General features: G+C 58.6%; 17 protein-coding genes and 1 pseudogene. 11 read left to right on the forward strand and 7 right to left on the reverse strand.

The features are described 5' to 3' along the window. The first annotated feature begins 1 nt into the window (after position 1). From Q0L48_RS10605 to Q0L48_RS10620, 4 genes and pseudogenes are all read left to right on the forward strand, one after another. A complete protein-coding gene (locus Q0L48_RS10605) occupies positions 2-1120 on the forward strand; it encodes a DNA repair exonuclease (RefSeq protein ID WP_296720685.1) in 1119 nt (372 codons plus the stop codon). Next, on the forward strand, positions 1120-3747 hold the full coding sequence (locus Q0L48_RS10610; RefSeq protein WP_296720687.1) for an AAA family ATPase: 2628 nt from the start codon (positions 1120-1122) through the stop codon (positions 3745-3747). The genes Q0L48_RS10605 and Q0L48_RS10610 overlap by 1 nt, the downstream gene beginning before the upstream one ends. A gap of 89 nt (positions 3748-3836) precedes the next feature. Further along, positions 3837-4054 (forward strand): annotated as a pseudogene (locus tag Q0L48_RS10615) (transposase); the annotation flags it as partial. Further along, positions 4049-4309, forward strand: a complete 261-nt coding sequence (locus tag Q0L48_RS10620) for a hypothetical protein (protein ID WP_296720767.1) — start codon at positions 4049-4051, stop codon at positions 4307-4309. The pseudogene Q0L48_RS10615 and the gene Q0L48_RS10620, both read left to right, overlap by 6 nt. A 241-nt stretch (positions 4310-4550) precedes the next feature. Here the strand turns inward: Q0L48_RS10620 and Q0L48_RS10625 are convergent, their stop codons facing one another. Beyond that, positions 4551-6164 (reverse strand): hypothetical protein, encoded by a 1614-nt coding sequence (locus tag Q0L48_RS10625; protein WP_296720690.1) that lies wholly within the window; start codon positions 6162-6164, stop codon positions 4551-4553. A 1056-nt stretch (positions 6165-7220) separates the two neighbouring features. Here Q0L48_RS10625 and Q0L48_RS10630 point away from each other — a divergent pair. Next, entirely contained in the window at positions 7221-8123 is a 903-nt protein-coding gene (locus Q0L48_RS10630; RefSeq protein WP_296720691.1) for a 3'-5' exonuclease, read from the forward strand. A 162-nt stretch (positions 8124-8285) separates the two neighbouring features. Here the strand turns inward: Q0L48_RS10630 and Q0L48_RS10635 are convergent, their stop codons facing one another. Further along, entirely contained in the window at positions 8286-8627 is a 342-nt protein-coding gene (locus Q0L48_RS10635; RefSeq protein ID WP_296720768.1) for a hypothetical protein, read from the reverse strand. Here Q0L48_RS10635 and Q0L48_RS10640 point away from each other — a divergent pair. From Q0L48_RS10640 to Q0L48_RS10655, 4 genes are all read left to right on the forward strand, one after another. Beyond that, positions 8511-9125 (forward strand): hypothetical protein, encoded by a 615-nt coding sequence (locus Q0L48_RS10640; RefSeq protein ID WP_296720758.1) that lies wholly within the window; start codon positions 8511-8513, stop codon positions 9123-9125. The genes Q0L48_RS10635 and Q0L48_RS10640 overlap by 117 nt on opposite strands. Positions 9126-9347: 222 nt before the next feature. Continuing rightward, positions 9348-10112, forward strand: a complete 765-nt coding sequence (locus tag Q0L48_RS10645; RefSeq protein ID WP_296720696.1) for a hypothetical protein — start codon at positions 9348-9350, stop codon at positions 10110-10112. Beyond that, on the forward strand, positions 10102-10899 hold the full coding sequence (locus Q0L48_RS10650; RefSeq protein WP_296720699.1) for a hypothetical protein: 798 nt from the start codon (positions 10102-10104) through the stop codon (positions 10897-10899). The genes Q0L48_RS10645 and Q0L48_RS10650 overlap by 11 nt, the downstream gene beginning before the upstream one ends. A gap of 142 nt (positions 10900-11041) precedes the next feature. Next, the gene (locus tag Q0L48_RS10655) at positions 11042-11629 is read left to right on the forward strand and encodes a hypothetical protein (RefSeq protein ID WP_296720702.1); all 588 of its coding nucleotides are present in this window, start codon (positions 11042-11044) and stop codon (positions 11627-11629) included. Between the two features lie 31 nt (positions 11630-11660). On the opposite strand, the gene Q0L48_RS10660 is transcribed toward Q0L48_RS10655, so the two are convergent. Further along, the gene (locus Q0L48_RS10660; protein WP_296720705.1) at positions 11661-12371 is read right to left on the reverse strand and encodes a thermonuclease family protein; all 711 of its coding nucleotides are present in this window, start codon (positions 12369-12371) and stop codon (positions 11661-11663) included. A gap of 278 nt (positions 12372-12649) precedes the next feature. Between Q0L48_RS10660 and Q0L48_RS10665 the strand changes: the two genes are divergently transcribed. Further along, on the forward strand, positions 12650-13315 hold the full coding sequence (locus Q0L48_RS10665; RefSeq protein ID WP_296720707.1) for a hypothetical protein: 666 nt from the start codon (positions 12650-12652) through the stop codon (positions 13313-13315). A gap of 696 nt (positions 13316-14011) precedes the next feature. Then, the gene (locus tag Q0L48_RS10670; RefSeq protein WP_296720710.1) at positions 14012-14173 is read left to right on the forward strand and encodes a hypothetical protein; all 162 of its coding nucleotides are present in this window, start codon (positions 14012-14014) and stop codon (positions 14171-14173) included. Between the two features lie 161 nt (positions 14174-14334). Here Q0L48_RS10670 and Q0L48_RS10675 read toward each other — a convergent pair whose 3' ends face one another. The 4 genes from Q0L48_RS10675 to Q0L48_RS10690 form a co-directional block, all read right to left on the reverse strand. Then, positions 14335-14880 carry a hypothetical protein gene (locus Q0L48_RS10675; RefSeq protein WP_296720713.1) on the reverse strand — a complete coding sequence of 182 codons (546 nt, stop codon included), beginning with the start codon at positions 14878-14880 and terminating at the stop codon, positions 14335-14337. Next, positions 14877-15413, reverse strand: coding sequence for a hypothetical protein (locus tag Q0L48_RS10680; RefSeq protein WP_296720716.1), 537 nt, complete (start codon positions 15411-15413; stop codon positions 14877-14879). Before Q0L48_RS10680 ends, Q0L48_RS10675 begins: the two co-directional genes overlap by 4 nt. Positions 15414-15494: 81 nt before the next feature. After that, positions 15495-17720, reverse strand: a complete 2226-nt coding sequence (locus tag Q0L48_RS10685) for a peptidase domain-containing ABC transporter (RefSeq protein WP_296720719.1) — start codon at positions 17718-17720, stop codon at positions 15495-15497. Then, positions 17717-18961, reverse strand: coding sequence for an HlyD family efflux transporter periplasmic adaptor subunit (locus Q0L48_RS10690; protein ID WP_296720722.1), 1245 nt, complete (start codon positions 18959-18961; stop codon positions 17717-17719). Before Q0L48_RS10690 ends, Q0L48_RS10685 begins: the two co-directional genes overlap by 4 nt. Positions 18962-19355 lie beyond the last annotated feature (394 nt).

The raw sequence follows: 19355 nt of genomic DNA on the forward strand, positions 1-19355 counted from the left end.
CATGTTTCGATTCATCCACTCCGCCGACCTCCATCTGGGCAAGCGCTTCGGCAGTTTTTCAGGCGACCTGCCCGGACGTCTGCGCGAGGCGCGGCACAACGTGCTCGCGCGCCTCGCCGACGACGCGCACTCTCATGGTGCCAGCGCGATCCTGCTGGCGGGCGACACGTTCGATACGGAGACACCTGCGCCAGACGTTCGGCGGCAGGCACTCGCGGAAATGGCCCAGCACAAGGACATTCGCTGGGTCATCCTGCCCGGCAATCATGATTCACTGCAGGCGGCGCAATTGTGGTCAAACTTGCGCAACGAGGCTCCCGACAATGTGGTGTTGGCGGTCGATCCCAGTCCGATCGCGCTTGCTGAAGGTGTAGCGCTGTTGCCAGCTCCTTGCACCACGCGGCGTCCGGGCCGCGACCTGACGGAATGGATGGACGCTTGCGCCACGGCCGATGGCATGATCCGCATCGGACTGGCGCATGGCGCGATCACCGAGTTTTCCGAGGACAAGGTCGCGTCTGACGTGATTACCCCCGATCGCGCCGTCAAAGCGGGGCTCGATTATCTCGCTCTGGGCGATTGGCATGGCGCGATCGAAGTTAACCCGCGGACGTATTACAGTGGCTCGCCAGAGCAGGACCGCTTCAAGCATGACCGACCCGGAGAGGCGTTGCTGGTGAGCATCGCAGGGCCGTCAGCGTCGCCTCAGGTCGACCGATTGCGCACCGGAACCTTCGTTTGGCAGTCGCTGGACCTGCACCTGCTCGATGGCGAAGACCCTGTGCAGGCGCTTGCGCAACTGCTGCCGTCTGCAGATCGCAGGCATTCGCTGGCCCGCGTTCAGGTGAGTGGCAACGCCCGGCTCGCCGCGCGCACCGCACTGGCGCATGCCGCTGCTGACATGGCGCATGACTTTGCCTGGTTTGAACTTGAAGACAGCGAGCTTGTCACCGTTTGCGAGGTCGATGATCTCGACCAGATCGATAAGGGAGGGGCTCTGCGTCAGGCCGCCGATGCCCTGCTGGCCGAGGGGCGCGATGATCGCCGTTCCGAGCAAGACCGGGGTGTCGCCAACGCGGCGCTGGCACGTCTTTACGCCTTTGCTCAGCAGGTGTCGTGATGCGGATACTGGCACTGCGGCTGTTCAACGTAAAACGCTTCGCCGGGCGCGGCGTAGCGATCGAGAACATTGGCGAGGGCGTCAATGTATTGTGCAAACCGAACGAGTTCGGCAAGTCGACCAGCTTCGAGGCGCTGCACGCTTTATTCTTCCAGCCGCACACCAGCACCGCGGGCGAGGTGCGAAACCTGCGCCCCTATAGCGGCGGCACTCCGGTGGTTCAGGCGGATATCTCCACTGAAGCCGGGCAGTATCGGATCACCAAGCAGTTCTACACGGGCAAGTCAGCACGGGTGGAGGATCTCGTCAGCGGACGGCTGATCGCCCAGGCCGACGAGGCAGAAAACTTCATCAGCGATCTGGTGCAGGGAGGTGCCGGTGGCCCGGCCGGTCTGCTGTGGGTGAGGCAAGGCATCACCGGAATCGAAAAGCGCAGCAAGGCTGAAGAAGACAACGAAAAGCAGGTCAGGGCCAGTCTGCTCGAATCGGTGCAGGGAGAGGTCGAGGCGGTCACCGGCGGTCGCCGGATCGCCGAAATCATGAATAAGACGAGCATCTCGCTCGATGCACTGGTCACGCCAACGGGGCGTCCAAAATCGGGCGGTCGCTATGCAATCGCGTGCGACGAGCGGGACCGATTGGCGGTTGCAGAGCGTGCTCTGGAGGCCGACGTGCAGCAACTTCGCGCTGCTCTCGACGAGCGCGCCACCGCCATGCGGCAGCTGACGGAACTGCAAAAGCCCGATGAGAAGGCCAAGCGCGTCGCTGATATTACCATCGCACAATCCGCGATCGAGACTGCCCGCCAGTTGGCCGACCGATTGAAAGCTGCCGAGGCGGAGCTCGCGCTCGCGCGCGAACGACATCAGGCGGCTCACAGCGAGAATGAACGGTTCCAGGATGCAGTGGTCGAGGTCAAGAGCCTCGAAGCCTTGACCCACAAGGCAAATCTCAAGCGCGACGACGCCGTCGCCAAGCGCCAGGACACGACCGCCACAATCGATGCGGCACGGATGGAAGCCGAGGCCGCCGAGAAGGAAGCCAGCGAAGCGCGTCAGCTGCTGGCGCGGTTGGATGCAGCAGAAAAGGCGCGCACGGCAGCGGATCGATTGGTCGAACTGCAACGGCGCCTGCAAAATGCAGAAACAGCGCGCGAAACGATCGAGGCAGCCGAGGCGGAACTCGCACAGGTCAAGATTCCGGCAGATGCGATCGACGAACTTCAGGATCTGGACGTCGAGATCGTGCAGCTGCGCACGCTCCGCGATTCGGCCCGCCCCACGGTTTCCATACGCTATGAGCCGGGGCACACTGGATCGGTCAGCATGAACGGTGCGCCGCTGATCGACGGGCAGGAACATGGCTATGACGGCCATGCGACGCTGGTTGCGCCGGGGATTGGCACGATAGCTTTGCGATCGAACCAGCCGGAGCGCAGCGACGACCAGCTTGAGCAATTGGTGGCCAAGCGCGATGCGCTGCTGTCAGCAATGGGCGTTGCTGATCTTGCCGCAGCGCGCGCGCGACAGGTGGAAGCGCAGAAACTGGAAGCGCAGATAAATGAAGCAAAGGCGGTGCTGCGGGTGCTGGCCCCAGAGGGTATGCCCGCATTGCGCTCCGAGATCGCCGCGATCACGCCTGACGAGGCCGAAGAAATCGAACTGAAGGCCGATCCCGTGGCAACCCGCCAGGTGCTGGAAGATGCCGAACACCGCCGCCAGCAGGCCAATCAGAAGGCGCGCGACGCCGAGCCGGTGCGAGAGCGCGCCGAGGGTGCGTTTGTCGGTGCCCAGACAGAACTTGCAACGCTGGCGGCGAGGATGCAACAGACAGCCGCATTGCTTGGCCCGGCGGATCTTCAGGAAACCAAGGAAACGGAGTTGCAGGACCGGCTTGCAAAGCTGTCGGAGGACCTCGAACAAGCAGAAGCGCAGGCAGAGGCATTGCGCGCCAAAACGCCCGATCTTGAAAGCCTGCGGGCCGCGCACAAGCGGCTGGTATCGGTCGATCAGGGGATCGATGCCAACATCGGCCAGTTGCGCGAAACGATCGCAGGGCTTAACGCGCAAATTAAGGCTCGTTCCGATGATGCAGTCGAAGAGCAATGGTCGGAAACAAAGGACGCGCTGGAGGCTGCGCAAATGCGAGTCGCAGGATTCGAAGCCGAGGTGGCCACACTGCAACGGCTCGCGACTGCACTCGATAGTGCGCGCTCAGATGCTCGCGACCTGTATCTCAAGCCCGTTATGGCCGAGCTTAAGCCGCTCCTGCGATTGCTGTTCGATGATGTCGCGATCACGTTCGACGACAAAACCCTGCTGCCGCAAACGATCCTCCGCAACGGTCAACAGGAGGACGTCGATCGGTTGAGTGGAGGCATGCGCGAACAGCTCTCTGTCCTGACCCGACTGGCATTTGCACGCCTGTTGGCGCGAGATGGACGCGCGGCACCGGTGATCCTGGATGACGCGCTTGTCTATTCCGATGATGACCGGATCGAAAAGATGTTCGACGCGCTCCACCGCCAGGCGAACGATCAGCAGATCATAATCTTCTCATGCAGGCAGCGCGCGTTTCAGCAGCTCGGTGGGAACATCCTGCAGTTGTCAGATTGGGATCCCACATGAAGAGGGGGCCCCGCTACCACCAATGGCACAGATTTGAGTTTGTGATTTAAGGTGGGTTGGGGCTTCGCCGTAGTGACGAAAGAACGAGGATGAAGACCCAACCCTCCTTGAAAAAATCCACTGGCAATGCCCCTGCAGAACGGGTGGTCAAGGACATCCGGCGACAGACCCGGCGGCACTTCTCGGCTGAGGACAGGATCCGCATCGTGCTCGATGGGTTGCGCGGCGAGACAGCATCGCAGAGCCATGCCGCAAAGAAGGCATCGCCCAGAGCTTGTATCACACATGGTCAAAGAAGTTCATGGAAGCGGTCACCCGCGACGAACTGCGCTACGTCCTCGATCCCAAGGACGTGATGGGCGAAGACTACCCCAGCGAAACCTTCCGCGTCCTCCAGAAGAACGAAATCGCCCGCCACGGCGAATACCGCACCCGCCGCCTCGTCCTCGCCGCCTACGACGAACTGTCAGCGCAAGGCATGCGGCCAAGAGTGGAGGGGTATTGCAGTAATGAAGACCAACTATTGCATCTGACGAAACGCCGTCATCGAGGTTGTCGGTGAACTCAAAGTGGGTCCGAGTTGTATCCCTGATCCTCCTACGATGCTAATGCCACAGCAGTTTTCGCCAGCGGATCGGCGGCCCCGAGTAAAGTGATCCGAGCCCATTCGGCGTTGCCGCGCGTGCCGCCTTGAGGCCATCTTCAAAGTGGATGACGCTGCCAGAATCTACTTCCTCATTATCGAAATTCGCGAACCTATGGCCTCTATTTCCAAGGAACTGCACGTCATTCAGAACGCGATTTCAAAGGATTTGCTGGCCTTTCGCATATTCCAATCCTTCGTCGAAATCTTCAATGGATACGAACACGGGACGATCATTTTTGTCCAACCCGCCGCCCATAATGGCCAAGCGATCTGCCTGCTGATAGGCCACCTTTTTGACCTCATCGTTAGACCCGCGGCACTCCTCACGAAGGCTCCTAACCAGCTCGGTCAGTCGGTCTTTAGCAACTTCGATATCCTCGATTTCAGTCGGCACATCCTCGTCCGAGTTCAGCGAAGAATAGTATTTCTCAAGCTCAGGCGGGAGGCCATGCACTTCGATCCAGCGCGAGCCGGTCCACTCCTCAGCATCAAGATCGCTATACCATTCAACCCCTTCGTAGATGACGGTGGAATCCTCGATTTTGAAGGTCCAGTTGTGCTCGCACGCATTGGCAATATCGGCCCAGAAATCAGCCTCGCGCTTCGCTTGTTTGCGCTTTTCTTTCCGTTCATCGAAGCCGCGTTTGGCTTCCGACAGCCCCAGACCGTGCATCAGAAATCGATCAAAAACTTCGATGCTGCCAGCGGCTTCCGACAGTTCGTCGGCCAAAGCAGGCAAGCCTTCGATCAGTTCATTGACCCAATCTTTTCGATACCTTTTGTGGGGCTGGATGCGATCGATGAAGCCTTTGATCGAGACCAAAGCAACGGTCCAGGAAGTGTCTTCCATCATGGCTCTTGATGCCTCTGAAAGGAGGTCAACGATCACCGAAAGCCTGACCCGATCCTCTTCAGAATCCAGCCCCAGGACCTGGCCCAAGAGCTCGATGTCCCGGTCGTGACGAAGGCCAACGCACCTGTAGTAGGCGTCGTATTCCCCTTGGCTGAGTTCGCGTGCGAGATCTGAAATGCGGGACGCGCCCAACAGAAAATGCTCACTGAACCCTTCGGGCAGCGCAAGGTCCCTGCGGGCCTTTGCTGCGAACTCCTTCTGCTGTTCCGAGCGAAGGGCATAGGCATGAAGAACGACCCGCTGTTGGTCTTCATCAAGGTCGCGCGGCGGTGCCTCAAGGATGCCTGCATTGACCATCAGGCGCCAAGGATTGTCGGGATCCTTGAGGTGCGGATCTTTTGTGTGCGCCTTGAACAGATCGGCAATACACGTGATCATTGGGTCTGGCATGCGAGTGAAGGATGACGGCGCAACCCCTGCTTTTCCCAGTCTCTCGAGAAGCGGGCTGCCTAGCGCAAAGACACTCTCAGGATCGTGGTCTTCACGGCTTTTCCCCACTGGTGTAAGCGTGGCCTCATGCCGGTCGAGTTCTTCGAGCTCGCTGCGCTTTTCATGCCAGATTGCAAGTTCCCGACCAGCCTCGGAAAGGAGGTCCATTACCTTTCGTTTACGCTCACGCTCCTGCTTAGCGACCTTTTTCCTTGTCTTCTCGGGCGATTCTTCCAATCGGAAGGGATGCCTTAATCGGGATCGCGCACGATGGGCATGTTTTGTGAGCTTTCCGCTCTCGTCTACTTCTTCAGCCTGCCTGCACAGGTCGTCATAAGCAAGAACGTCGCAGGTAACTTCAGACATGTCCTCAGCCAATGCTTTGCGGACAATGCTCATGAATGCGGAGATGGGGCCATTTTGTGTCATGCCAATATTCTAGGATGCGGATTCCAGAAAAAGAAATCCGCTCACAAATTTTTTTCAAGGCATGAAGGAAAAGGTCGCTTCGCTGGTCATTTCAATGATCAGAAAAAATGCGAATTATGTCTCAATTTTATCGATTTTTCGTCCGATCAATTTTTCAGAAAATGATCGGAAACCCCTTATTTTTATCAATCCGAACGTTTTTATGAAAAGCCCTCGAACTCGTTTTTTTAGGCGCAATACCGCAATAAGGGTCGCAACGGCGTTTCGACCCTTATTGCTGCTTTGACCCGGTCAAGACGTGTTCCGGGACAATATTGAAATTTTGCCCGGATCACCAGATATTTTTAGTTCGCTGCGCTCACACGTCACGCGAAATCAAAGATTTTCGTTCCTTGTTTTTTGATCAAGCGGATTGCTGTCCGATCGGCTTAGCTTTTGCGTTCTGACAATCTCTAGCTCTTTTTGCGAACGACTGCCATCGTTCTCGGGCGCTTCGCTTGGGTTCGCAGCCCAATCGGGCTGGGTTTTCAGATTGTCTGTCGGGGCCCTCAGCTGCCGCTGACCCCCCGTTTCCTGACGAGAGGCCAAAAATCGGCCAATTTGACCGTCAGCGAGCAATGGTTGCACGCGGCCAAAATTTTTGAATTTTGGGCCATTTAAGGTGCCATTTTGGGCCATATCCGGCCGAGGTCGAGGCGGAGACACGATCTGTCACAGCACCATCGCTGCTAAATCCGGATCGACGGTATGCATCGTGGCGGCACGCGCCGGCCTTACAGCGCATCGCCAATTTCGCGAAAAACCAATCCCGCAGGATCGGTTCACAGGGTGCCCGGCGGGCACCCCTTTTTTGCATCTAGCGTTGGAAAAGGCCGCATGCCCGCGCAGCAGAATCGCGTTTGCTCAGAAGAGGCGAGATGGCGGCGCAGCCGGAGAATTTTTCAACAAGAGGCAGAAGGGAAGAGATGCCGGGTGAAGCCGGCAGGGTGAAGGAAAAAAGGAAGTGGAGCAGAGACGCTCGGCTTTCGCCTTCGCCGGTTTCGCCAACGCACAATCTTGGAGAAACTTTCTATGCAATTTAAATCATCAAACCAAAAGCTCGAACGTGCCGCGCGCACGCTTGAAGCAAGCGGCGACTACCGCGTCTTCCGAAAAATTCCCGAACCCTTTTCACGCATGGATGCCGGCACGCCGCCCGATGCGACATGCGTGGCAGTTGTCGACGTGGAGACGACAGGGCTTTCGCTGGCCGATGACGAATTGATTGAGCTGGCGATCCTGCTTGCTTGGGTAAGTCCAGATGGCGAGGTGCTTGCGCATTTGGGGCCGTGGTCCTGGCGCAATGATCCGGGCATCCCGCTGTCGCCCCAGATCCGAAAGCTCACCGGCCTTTGCGATAACGATCTCGCTAATCAGGCGATCGATGACGAGAAGGTTCTGGTGCTGCTCGATCGCGCCGACCTGGTCGCCGCTCACAATTCAAATTTTGATATTGGCTGGTTCGATCAACGCTATCCGCAGCTTGCCGACAAGCCGTGGGCCTGCAGCATGGCGGAAATCGAATGGGCACAGCTTGGGTGCGATGGTCGCGGTCAGTCGGCGTTGCTCAATCAACATGGCTGGTTCGCCAATGCCCACCGCGCAGGGGATGACGTCTGGAGCCTGCTATGGCTGCTGAAGCAAAAGCGCAGCGACCCTGATGGCGAAAATGTCCGCAGCCATTTTGCGCGGCTGCTGGAATCAGCAGAGCAGCCAAGCATGCTGATCTCAGCCACGGGCGCGCCGTTCGCCGCCAAGGATGAACTCAGGGGGCGCGGCTACAGATGGAATGTGGTGGAGCGGGTCTGGCAGAAACAGGTCCGGCTCGATGAAGCATCATCGGAGATGGCATGGTTTCAAGAAAAACTGCTGCCAGCGCCTACCACCAAAACCGTGACCGCTGCTGAGCGTTATCGCTGAGCACGAATCAAAGCCCAAACCATCACATCAATGATCACGCCAACCAGGCCCGCTGCGTGCGGGCCTGTTGCGTTTCAAGGAACATGAAAAATGAACACTACCGACATCACAACGACCAGTGCTGGCCTCCACGATACTGAGGCTACGCCACATACCGCCGTATCATCCGCATACGAGACTGCCCTCGAACTTGAAGCCCGCCAGTTCGCTGCCCGGTCGCATGCAAGCGATAGCAAGGGACACCGCCCGCTGCGCGTCGTCCTCGTTGATCTCGAATTCGCCTACGATCGCGCGCGTCATGGCGGATACCGAACCGCCGAAGGCAAGGATGCCGAGGACGATGTCCGCTGGCCGTTTCATCGCATCGCGTGCTGTTGCTGGTTTGTCTTGCGATTCGATCCGGGATGCGACGTGCCCGACGTAGAATCGATTACGGTTTTGGCGAATGACGAGGCGAGCGAACAGGAGATTACCGAGCGCTTGTTCGGCATGCTCGAACTGCATCCTGATGCCTTGCTGACTACATGGGCAGGGGAGGGCAAGGACCTCGCAGTGCTGCGCCGTGTTGCCAGCGAATACGGGTTGCTGCTGCCGTCGCAGCTCTTGGATCTCAGTCCCTATGCCCGGCAACGGTTGGATCTGTGCCGCGCGGTCGCGGGACGCGCGGCCTTCCCGCATCTCCCGGAATACGCCGGAGCGGTGGGCATTCCGTGCAAGCCCACGCCATCGAAGGAGATCGGTCAGCTTGTCGAGCGCGGCGCGTGGGACAAGGTGCGCGATCAATGTTTGGCCGATGTGCTGACCACCAGCGTGATTTGCCTGCGCCATCTCGCCGCCCACGGCGCCATCGCCAGCCATCCGCATCGCAGCCTTCTCGTGCTGGCTGAAGCTGCGGCGAAGGCAATGCCCGCAAGCAAGTTCGTGCCGAACGCGTTCGCCCCGTGGGGGCGGGGGCAGGTGGCGTGCGCTCGTCTGAAAGGCACGGTTTACCGAGCAGCATAGTCAGCAAACCGAGGCTGTGCGGATCGAACGTCAGTCCCGCCAGCCAGCAAACAAGGAGAACCCCATGACCTGATCACCACACGATGTAGCCCGGGCGCTTTGCGCATGCCCGGCACCATAGCAACCCGCGCAAGTTCAATCGGCTCCCGCAATCCGGGAGCCACTCAGCCGCAGGTCCATCCCGGACGCTGCGGCTTTTTTTGTGTCTGAAGGAAACTTGTAATGCCAAAATCTACCAAATCACCAAGCGGCCGCGCCCGCAGCAAAAGCCGCAGCCTGGTGCCCAGCAAGCCCCGGTCTTCTGCGCTTGCGCTGCCGGAGCGTCTAATCCTGGGCGATCACGAGATCCGACCTGAGCAGGTCCTCAATATCCCGGAACGCCGACCCTACGGAGAGGGGCCGTGGGAGAACGAACCTGACAGGGTGGCGTGGCAAGACGCTGCCACCGGCTACGCCTGCCTGATATTGAGGCAGAGGAATGGAACACTTGCGGGCTATGTTGCGATTGGTTCATCGCATCCGCTCTGGTGCTATGAACGTGATGCCATCCCGTCCGAGCTTGGCATAACGCCGCATAAGGGTCTCGATTATGCGTCGCTCTGCGATGAATACGAGCCGTCTGAGGTTCGGATCTGTCATGTGGGCCATGGTCAGCTATCGCATCTGACCACGCCATTGGCAGCGGACAGCGATGCTGCCGGCGCCCCCGATGCCTGGTGGTTCGGCTTCGCCTGCGACAAAGTCGGCGACCTCCTGCCCGAAGGAAACTCTCGCAACGATAAGAACCGGGAGGATGGTCCAAGGCTCTATCGCGACATCGGCTATGTCGCGGACCAGGTTGTGCAGCTTGCAAACAAGCTGAGCGCGCTCGACGATCACGGATCCAGCATCGATGGTGACTGCGCTGGCGGGCACGGCGTGCCGCTCACCCTTGGGGCCAAACCCAAGGCGTTGCTCCCACGCAAGGGAGGGCGCCATGACTCGTAACTGGAGACCTGATCCGCGCCAGTATGCCGCCCAGCGCCATCCTGACCTTCCGTGGGGATACTGGCTGCGCGTCGACCCTGCCATTCACGGCGTGATCGATGAAGTTGGCGGCCTTTGGCCAAGCTTGCGCCACTACTTCTGGACGCATCGCCTTTCCATGCCAGACAAGGGGATCTGCCCGGTCGACCGCGGATGCGATGTGCTCCTGGCCATCCTTCATGCCAAGATGAACCGGATGGTTGGTTACGAAGAGTGGGTTACCGACCTGTTTGGTGAAAGCTGGGAGGGTCAGCGCCACTATATGTCGTGGCTCTATGGCCAAGGCCTCATCGCTGACAGCCAAGTGACGATCGAAGGCGAGGCTGCAGCGCGGATGCTGGCAGCGACGCGGCCTCTCGATGCCCCTGATCTCGCGCCGCTCGAGTTCCCTGTCAGCTGGAACGGGCTAGATCGTTGCGTAACCCGCGGGCGGCGCGAGCAGATCATGGCAGCGCAAGAAGCAATGGGCAGGGCGCTGCGATACCGCTTCGTGCGAGAACCGGTTGCAGACAGGCCGGGCATCAAGCTCATCGGGTTCGAATTGGGCAACAACATCCCTCTCACCCGGGTGCTGTGGACGCTCACCTTTCCGGACGACCACGCGCGTGATCGGCTGTTCGCCTTCATCGCGGATCGCCTCGACCGCTGGCAGGCATGGGGCGAGATGGCGGCAATCGAAGGCTCGCGAGCCTTCAGCGAACATCTACTGCGCCTGAAGTTCGCGGACGAGCCGTTCGACTTTGGCTGAACGGGAGGGGTGCTGCCGGCAAGGCAGCATCCCTTGCCACCTTTCTTCCCACCACCATCAGAAATCGTCCAGCGCAATGCCAGGCGACGCCTCTTCGCGAAGCGCCGCCTGTCTGCGCCTGGGCAAAGGACACACCGATATCATGCAACGCCTTCCTCACTCCGAAACCCTCACTTCCCTGTCGATCATCCGCACCCACCCCGAGAGTGATCCGCGCTCAGCAATAAGCTCGCTGGCACTCTTCACGATCACACGCAGCGGTCGGTGCGAACCTGCGTTCGACATCGAGCATCATTTTTTCGATCCCACCGACAACCAGGCAGACATCCTTCGGGGCGTTGCTCGAAGCATACCAATGGATGCCGTGGTGCTAATCCGGCAATATCCGCCATTAGCGCCATGGATGCGGGACGAGAGCGACGCCGCGGAACCGTTAGATCCTCCGACCGATGTGCAGTTCCTCGCACGCGAACTCGACACAGCTGCTGTCATTGGCTTCGAGGTTGACGACCACGAGCTTGCCGACGCGGGCCTGGCGCTCGGAATACATTTGCCCGGGTCCGCTTCAACGCCGATGCATTGGCGTCGCCGCGCAACGCTCCACGCGCAGGCTATGTGGGTGATCTACTGCGCTGCATTCTGCCCGCTAAATGAACAGCGCGCACTGTTCGCCGCGCACATTGCTTGGGGCGCGATCCAGCGGGTGAGGGAAAGGGCAGTGCTGAAGTGAGCGAGCTGTCACCTCTCACCACGGTCATTTTCTAGCGGACGATGGCGCGGCGATATCCGGCGGCTTGGGCCTGCGCTTCTGTGCAGAAGAAGGCCTCGGCCCGTGTCTCCTCATAATATGGCATGCCTGGCAGGTGATAGATCCACTCGCCCCTGCGCGAGTGGTTGCCCTTGATCAGGCACATGCCACTGCGTTCAAACCGGCGCGGTGCCACGCTTGCCCTAGTAGTGGTTCGAGCAGTGCGCGGGCGTTCAGTGGCCATCTGCTGGCTCGCCCGGTAATCTTCTGGAAGCTGGAAATCCCATTGCCAGATGCCTGACCGCGATGTTCGGGCGCGGGCTTCAGCTGCAACATAGTCATCGCCATAGCGCCGGAATGCCGTGGCCCATCCCGATGCCACCAGAGCATCGCCGACATCCACGCCTGACGTGCTGCATCGTGCGACAGTGCGGCCGTAGGTGTCAGTATCCTGGGCAATGCAGGCCAGTGTGGCGCCTCCGATCAGGCCCTCCAGCGCCTCTTTAGCCATGACGCCGCAAGCAACCGGCGAACCATTGCTGAAGCAAGTCTGCGTGAACTCAGGCGCATCGACGCCAAACAAGCGCACCTCCGTGCCTCCAACCCTGAGCGAGTCCCCGTCGATCACTTCGGCGGTTCCCTCGATATCGTTGGCCGAAACGAGAGACGGCACGCACGCCGCGAACAGTGCAGCGGTTGCGCGAAGCAGGGCGGGTCTGAACATTGCGCATCCCAAATGGTTTGAAGGCCGCATACTTGCGGAAGGATCTTAAGAACCTCTGACCTGAGGCGGTGGGCGAGTTGGGAGGAGGCGGCGTATCAGGGGTTTCTGCGCGCGTAATGGATGGCACCTGTTCCCCGAGCAACTATCGACTGTTCCCCGAGCAACTATCGACGAGGTGACACTTTCTTCAGCATCAATGCCTAAACCGGTAGCACGGCGGGTGGCACAGGTAAGGAAAACCGGCCGGCCTTCGAACCAAGTAAGACGGAGTTTCAGGCGTGTTCAAGATCAGCGAACAATGGAAGGACTTCGAACGTCCTGCAAGGCGCGGTGCAAAGGGCTGGAATAAGGACTTTTCCGATGGCATCTCGATCTTCCTGCGCCACGATGATGGGGCGCGCTGCAGTCTTACTTCCGATCTCATTCAGGCATGGCAGTTCGAGCTTCCACTGAATCGGGCGATGGCCAGCGGCGCACTGCGACAAGCTTGGGAAAGCGAACCATACTTGGGTGGGAGGCGATGCGGGTCCTTCGTAAGCAAGGTCGCGCACGACGAGGGCGATGATATCTATTGGACCATGGACGAGTTCGCCGAAGACTGGGGGCCGAGCCTGATGACCTCCGAAGAGCAGGAGAAGTTCAAGGCAATGGAATTCCCTCTCACCGTATATCGGGGAGGGACCGGCAGCATCGACGAGGTTGCGCAGGGTATCAGCTGGACGTTGGACCTCGAGATTGCCAAATTTTATGCATTGGACTGGCCTAAGCGATGGGGCATCGAGCGTGAGCCGATGATTGTCTCCATGCAGGTGGACTGCGAAGACGACGTCTTTGCCTTTCTCGATGGACGCAAGGAGTCGGAAATGCTCGTGCCACACGCCTCGTTACTTCGCGACGCGATGACCGAGGTGACGGATCGCGTGGACGTCAGATTGGCTGGATAGCGGCAGTGCGCCTGCAGCGCCCTCCTCGATCCCGTCTGTCTCGAGAAGAAGAAGATCCCGATAACTTACCGCTTGCGACACGCGCTTTCGGGAATCGTCGACTTTCCGACGCCTCTCGGCGACCGAAACTCTAAACGGCGACTATTCGGCAGCTTTCCGGCTCACATTACTGAAAAGCTGCCGTGCGACGTTCAAATACGGCGTTTCCTATGCAGCTTCGCGCAGGTTCTGGCGTAACCGCCAGCGTGCCGATTGGCAATTGTATCGATGGGGCAACAAGAGGCAAATGGTCGCCCTTCACCCTTCCACGGATCGACGGCAGTTGTCGACCCAGAGGCGATCGTTCACGATCGCCAAAGTGAATGTTCAATTTGGCCCGAAGCCGACATTCCGCTTTCAGGGTCGCGCTCCTACCCCGCTTATGACCGAAGCTGGGTGGTTTTCTGCCACTCGACCGATACCGTCTCATAGGACTTGGTGCGGCGCTTCCCTGCTGGCGGGCTAGTCAGTCACCTGCCCTGCTCATGGCCGGATGTGGTTGGATAGTTGTATGCTTCGGGCTTTAGCCCAGAGGAAATCAAGCGCCGGATCGCCAAAGTTAATGCGCGGGGCGACAGCGGTAGTGGACGAACAGTCCCCAATGACCCACCGTCTTACGCGCCTACATATCCTCTAGCAGCAGAGCGACGGATCCAAGTGACACAAGTCTTGGCGCTCGAACTGCGCCCCGGTGACATGGTTACCATGAACAGCGTCCCGAACTTCAACCGCGTTGCCGTAAAGCAGAAGATCGAAGCCATCGGCGTCATCCTGCCCTTACCTCCACCCTACGGACCCGACCTCAATCCTATCGAGTAAGGCGTCCCCCTTGGTCAAAGCGATGCTGTGAATGGTGGGCGAACGCATCGTCCGCCATTCACAGTGAACTGATCAGGAGGCTCGTGATTATGTTCCAGCTCAACAAATAAGCCAATCACTTCAAGCCATGCATCCACAAACCTCACTGAACGGAAGATCCCCTAAGATTTAAAGAATACACGATAACATAAGCTCATAAACATCACATGTGCATTCCAGAAAATATGCGCAGATGAAGTAGTCCAAAAAGAGGACTTAAGACCTTCCTTATTGGCACAGACGATAAATAGAATGGAGAGATAAAAAAATCCAACAGCTCGACTTAATGCCATCCAATCTGCGCCATGCAAACCCCAAGACAAAAGCGAGACCATCGAAGCGAAGAAAACCGCTTGATATGATGCATTCTTCAAAAAATGCTTCGAAACATGCCACACTGCGAGAAATATTAAGGTTTCTAATATTGGCCCAATGAAAATAACAAAAACATATTTCAATGCGTGGATTATCTGGAAATTGGAAATGTTGCCTACATTTTCTATTTCTATGTGAGGGCTTTTTATCAAAAATGCCTTTACTGCAACATTCACAACAATGCTTGAAATGGCACATAGAAGCCCGACACTAAAGGTAGTGAAGAACTTAATTCTCAGCATTTTGCGGAAGTCGCCCCCGACCATAGTCGGGGGCGTGGTATTGGCTCTCATGGCTCGACAGGATCTATACTGTCACTATCGTTAAGAAGATCGTTAGAGCCATCGACGCCCCTATGAGCTCCTCCGGTTTTCCAATCGATATATTCGGACCCGTCTAAATCAATGGTTGTCATTAAATCACTAATATTATCAAAGAACGTTCCAAGAGAAGTCCAAGGATTGTTTAGAGTTTCGTCAATGTAGCCCCCCAAGTCAGCCCATCTAGTGTCACTGTCCACCCAGTCATGGAAGGCGTCATTTTGCGCCCATGCTTCTGGATTATAGTGAACGCCGTCCTTTTCATAGGAATCGACTACTTCGCCTTCACTGGCTTTTCCGTCACCGTTTGCGTCGTAAAACCAAATGGCATCTGCTCCCTTAAAGACATCATCACCCGATACCACGCTGACATCGGTCGAATGACGGTCACGCCACTCCTGGTCTTCGCGGGCGGTCTTAAGTCGGCTGCCGCCGGTAACAAGAGCCAACTCGGATTGATCTAAATGCCTGAATCCCATGCGTGACTGGTTTGCATGACTAAGCATACTACTTTCCTTCGCTTGAAAATCCGCACCTTTTGGTTCCCACTAACCGGAGGTGATGCGGAAGGAACCTCCGATTGTTCGTTAAGGAGACGCTGTTTTGTCACTCGTCCAACTATGGGATGTGGTCGATGTATTGATCGCGGCCCCCTCGCTCAGTGTCGGGCCAGGTGCACGAGCCCGCATGTCCTGCGGCACCTCCTTCAATGATCCAGCTATCACGGCGACCAACTTTCCCGATGCTACCAACGTCGCTGGGCGATGTGCCACAGCGATGCGAGTGATGCTTAGCGCCTTGATGACCTCGAGGATCTTTGCTTCATTTTCAGCATCAAGATTGGCAGTGCCTTCATCGAGTATCAGAACCTTTGGCGCGGGATAGAGCGCCCGCGCCAGCAACACCCGCTGCAACTGGCCGCCGGATAACACTGAGCCCATGTCGCCGACGAGCGTCTCATAGCCCATCGGCATCTTCTCGATCTCGGCATCGATTTGGGCTTGCTGTGCAACCTCACGGACGCGGGCCATGTCGATTTCCGGGTCGAAGAACGCGATGTTCTCGGCGATGGACCCCGCATAGAGCATGTCGCCCTGCGCAACCGATCCGATGCAGCGCCGATACTTGCCCTTGCGATAGGAAGAGATCGGCCGATCGCCGAGCCGGATCGCCCCGCTGCTGGGCTCGAACAGGCCAATCAGGATATTCATCAGCGTCGTCTTGCCACCGCCCGATGGCCCAGTGATCGCAATGAACTCGCCAGGCTCGATGGTCAGGCTCACCCCGTTCAGCACCATCGGCTCGTTGGCACCATAGCGGTAGAACACCCGGTCCAGCACCAGCGGCTTGGTAAAGTCCGGCTCGTCGTTGCTCTTTTCGGTCTCGCCCTCCTCAGTCGGCGAGAGAGCAATGTCCGCAATGCGGGTAAGGTGCACCTTGACGATCTGGTAGTTGATTGCCTGCTCGGTCAGCCGCATGCCCGCATCGAGGAACTGCTGCTTGTAGGCCTGAAACGCGAAGATCATGCCCACGGTTAGGACGCTGTCAAAGGCAAGGGTGATCGCCACATAGACGAACACCACCCGTTCGGCGCCGACCACGAACTGCCCCAGCGCGTCGAACCCGGCGGTGAGGCGCCCGAGCTTGACCTGCGCATTGACCGCATCGGCCTTGCTTTTCTGCCACAGCCGCTGGCGATTTCCCTCCTGCCCGAATGCCTTGATCGCGGCGATCCCGCGCACGCTCTCGATGAAATTGGAATTCTCTTTTGCCATCGTCGTAATGACGTCGAGGTTGCGGAGCTTGATTGCCTGCAGGAAGGCAAGCCGTAGGAAGACGTAGAGCCCGAGGGCGACGCAGGCGACCCCGCCCAGCACCGGCGAGTAAACGAACATCAGCGCCAGCGTCAGCACTGCCATCAGCCCGTCGATGAACGCTGCTATCATCCCCTGGCTGATCAGCTGGCTGATTGGCTGGGTCGAGCCGAACCGCGATATAATATCGCCGACGTGTCGCTTCTCAAAATAGTCCAATGGCAGGCGCATCAGGTGGCGGAACAGGTTGACGATGACTTGGTAGGACAGCGAGTTCGACAGGGTGACCAGGATCAGCGAGCGCAGCCAGCTTGCCATGAGGTTGATCACCGCCAGTCCACCGAACCCGAGCGCCAGCATCAGCAGCAGGTCGCTGTCGAACGCCGGGAACACCGTATCGATCGAGATCTGCAGAAAGAATGGCGTGGCCAGCACCACCAGCTGCATCACCAGCGACAGCAGCACGACCTGCCGGATCGTGCCCCAGAACCCTGTCATCTTCGACCAGAGCTGGGTGATGTTGAGCTGGCGCTGTTCGATCTTTGGCTTGAAGCTTTCGGAGCGCAGCAGATCGAGGGCTACACCAGTCCATGAGCGCGAGACATCGGCCTCGCCTAGCACTACAGCACCGCGCGCTGGGTCGTGGATGTGGTAGCGCCGTCCGCGGATACCGCCGGTGATCGCGGTCAGCACCACGAAGTGGTTTAAGTTCCAGTGCAGGATCGCCGGCATGCCAAGGTGCGGCAGATCCTCGATCTCGCCCCGAAGCGGCCTGGCATTGAACCCGATGTCTTCGGCGACCTGCATCACCTGCTTGAGGTTCGCGCCTTTGAGGCTCATCCCGTAGCGCTGGCGCAGGGCGATGAGATCAGTCTTGTAGCCATGGAAGCCGGACACCATTGCCAGGCATGAAAGAGCGCATTCGCTTGCTTCACCTTGTGGAATATAGGGGGTCCGTTGCCGCCCGGAAAACTCCACAAGGTCGAGCGGGCTGTTCATGCCGTGCGGTTCAACAAGGCGTTGAGCGGCTGTAGTAACCAGGCAAGGAACGTCTGACGCTCAAGCACGATATTGGCCTGAAGCGTCATTCCGGCCTGGAGCGGGCTGGGGCCGCCGAACGCATCGATGCGCTGCTGATCGAGCGAAACTTTGATCCGGTAAACGGGCTCTTCGAACGGGAACGGGATGTCGGTCTCGCGCGGGTCGAGTGCTGTGCGCGAGATGTTTGCCACCTTGCCGCCGAAGCTCCCGAAACGTTGGTAAGGGAACGCGTCATACAGAAGCCGGGTCTCCTTCCCCGCCTCCACAAATCCAACTGCGCGGGTTGGGGCATAGAGCTCGGCCATCAGTTCTGCGCCGTCCGGCACGATTACCATCACGGGGCGGGATGCGTTGACCGAGCGGCCCACGCCGGCAGCCAAGGCTGTCACCCGCCCGTCTATAGGCGCGCTGATGACGTAGCTCTGTTCGCCCTCAAGCCTGGCTTGCTCCGCATTCAGCGCCTGCAAGCTATCGCGGATCTGCGAGACGCCCTGCTCGGCCTCGATGGCGACGCTGGCGAGTTGAGCACGTGCCTGCTGCGCGTCAGAAGTTCTCGCGGTTAGCTGCTGGCGAAGGTTGGCTAGGCTCTGCTGCGATGACAGCAGGGTCTGGCGGCGACGCTCCATCTCAACCTTGCTCACGAACCCGCGTTCGACCACGGCCAGGACCTGATCGAACATTTGCTGGTTCGAGACCACCACCTGTTCCTGCAGGGCGATCTGATCGCGCAGGCTCATCGCCTGCTGCTCGGCCGAGGTGATGATGGTAGCGAGCCGCCCACGTTCGGCTGTCGCTCTACCACCCGCCATCGCAACCTGAGCCTCGGTCAGCTGCTGCCGTGCGGCAAGCGCTCCAAGCCCTCTGCCAGCGACATCACCGCCGCCGGTCGACCCGCGGTCTGAATTGATGACCAGCAGCCGATCGCCTTTGCGGATCAGCTGCCCTTCCTGCACCGCAAGTTCGCTCACCACCCCAGGTTGCAGCGCCACAACCTTGGCGCTGGGAACGCTGGTCACGAGCATGCCCGGCACCGTCTCGATCCGTGCGTATGTGCCAACACTCACCCAGACGGCCGCAATGGCGATGATGCCAAAAAGTGAACCCGCAAACAGCTTGGTGGACAGCGGCTGAGTAAAAACGACTTCGCCATGCAGGCGGTCGTTTTGCTGCTCAAGCGCTTCTTTCCGGAATAACGTCAAGTGCGACCTCGCGTTTCAAGCTGAAGGCAAGGTCACGAATCCTGATCAATTAGGCAAATGAAAAATTTGCACTTTTCCAGAAATCGCAGAAATCCGCGGCTTTCGGCTGTGAATTTCAGACGTGCTTCAGGCACGATAAGCCGACGTTGCACCCGCGAATCGACTTACCGCTAACGGATGTCCAGGCTGCGATTGTCAGAACCTTCGCGGCGTCTCTTCCAGCAAGCAGTTCGCAGCGTTGGTTCCTCGGCGTTAGCGCGGCAGCGGTCGCTTTTCGATCGGCAGCCAATGTCTGAATTGGGGTCGGTTGCTGAACGGCAGGATTTTTTCAGAAGGGCGGCAAAGCCGACATTCGCGGCCCGATCTAAGCCGTGACGGCTCCCGACCCAGAGCC

Origin of the sequence: Erythrobacter sp. (genome assembly GCF_024305245.1) — a bacterium.
Lineage (GTDB): Bacteria > Pseudomonadota > Alphaproteobacteria > Sphingomonadales > Sphingomonadaceae > Erythrobacter.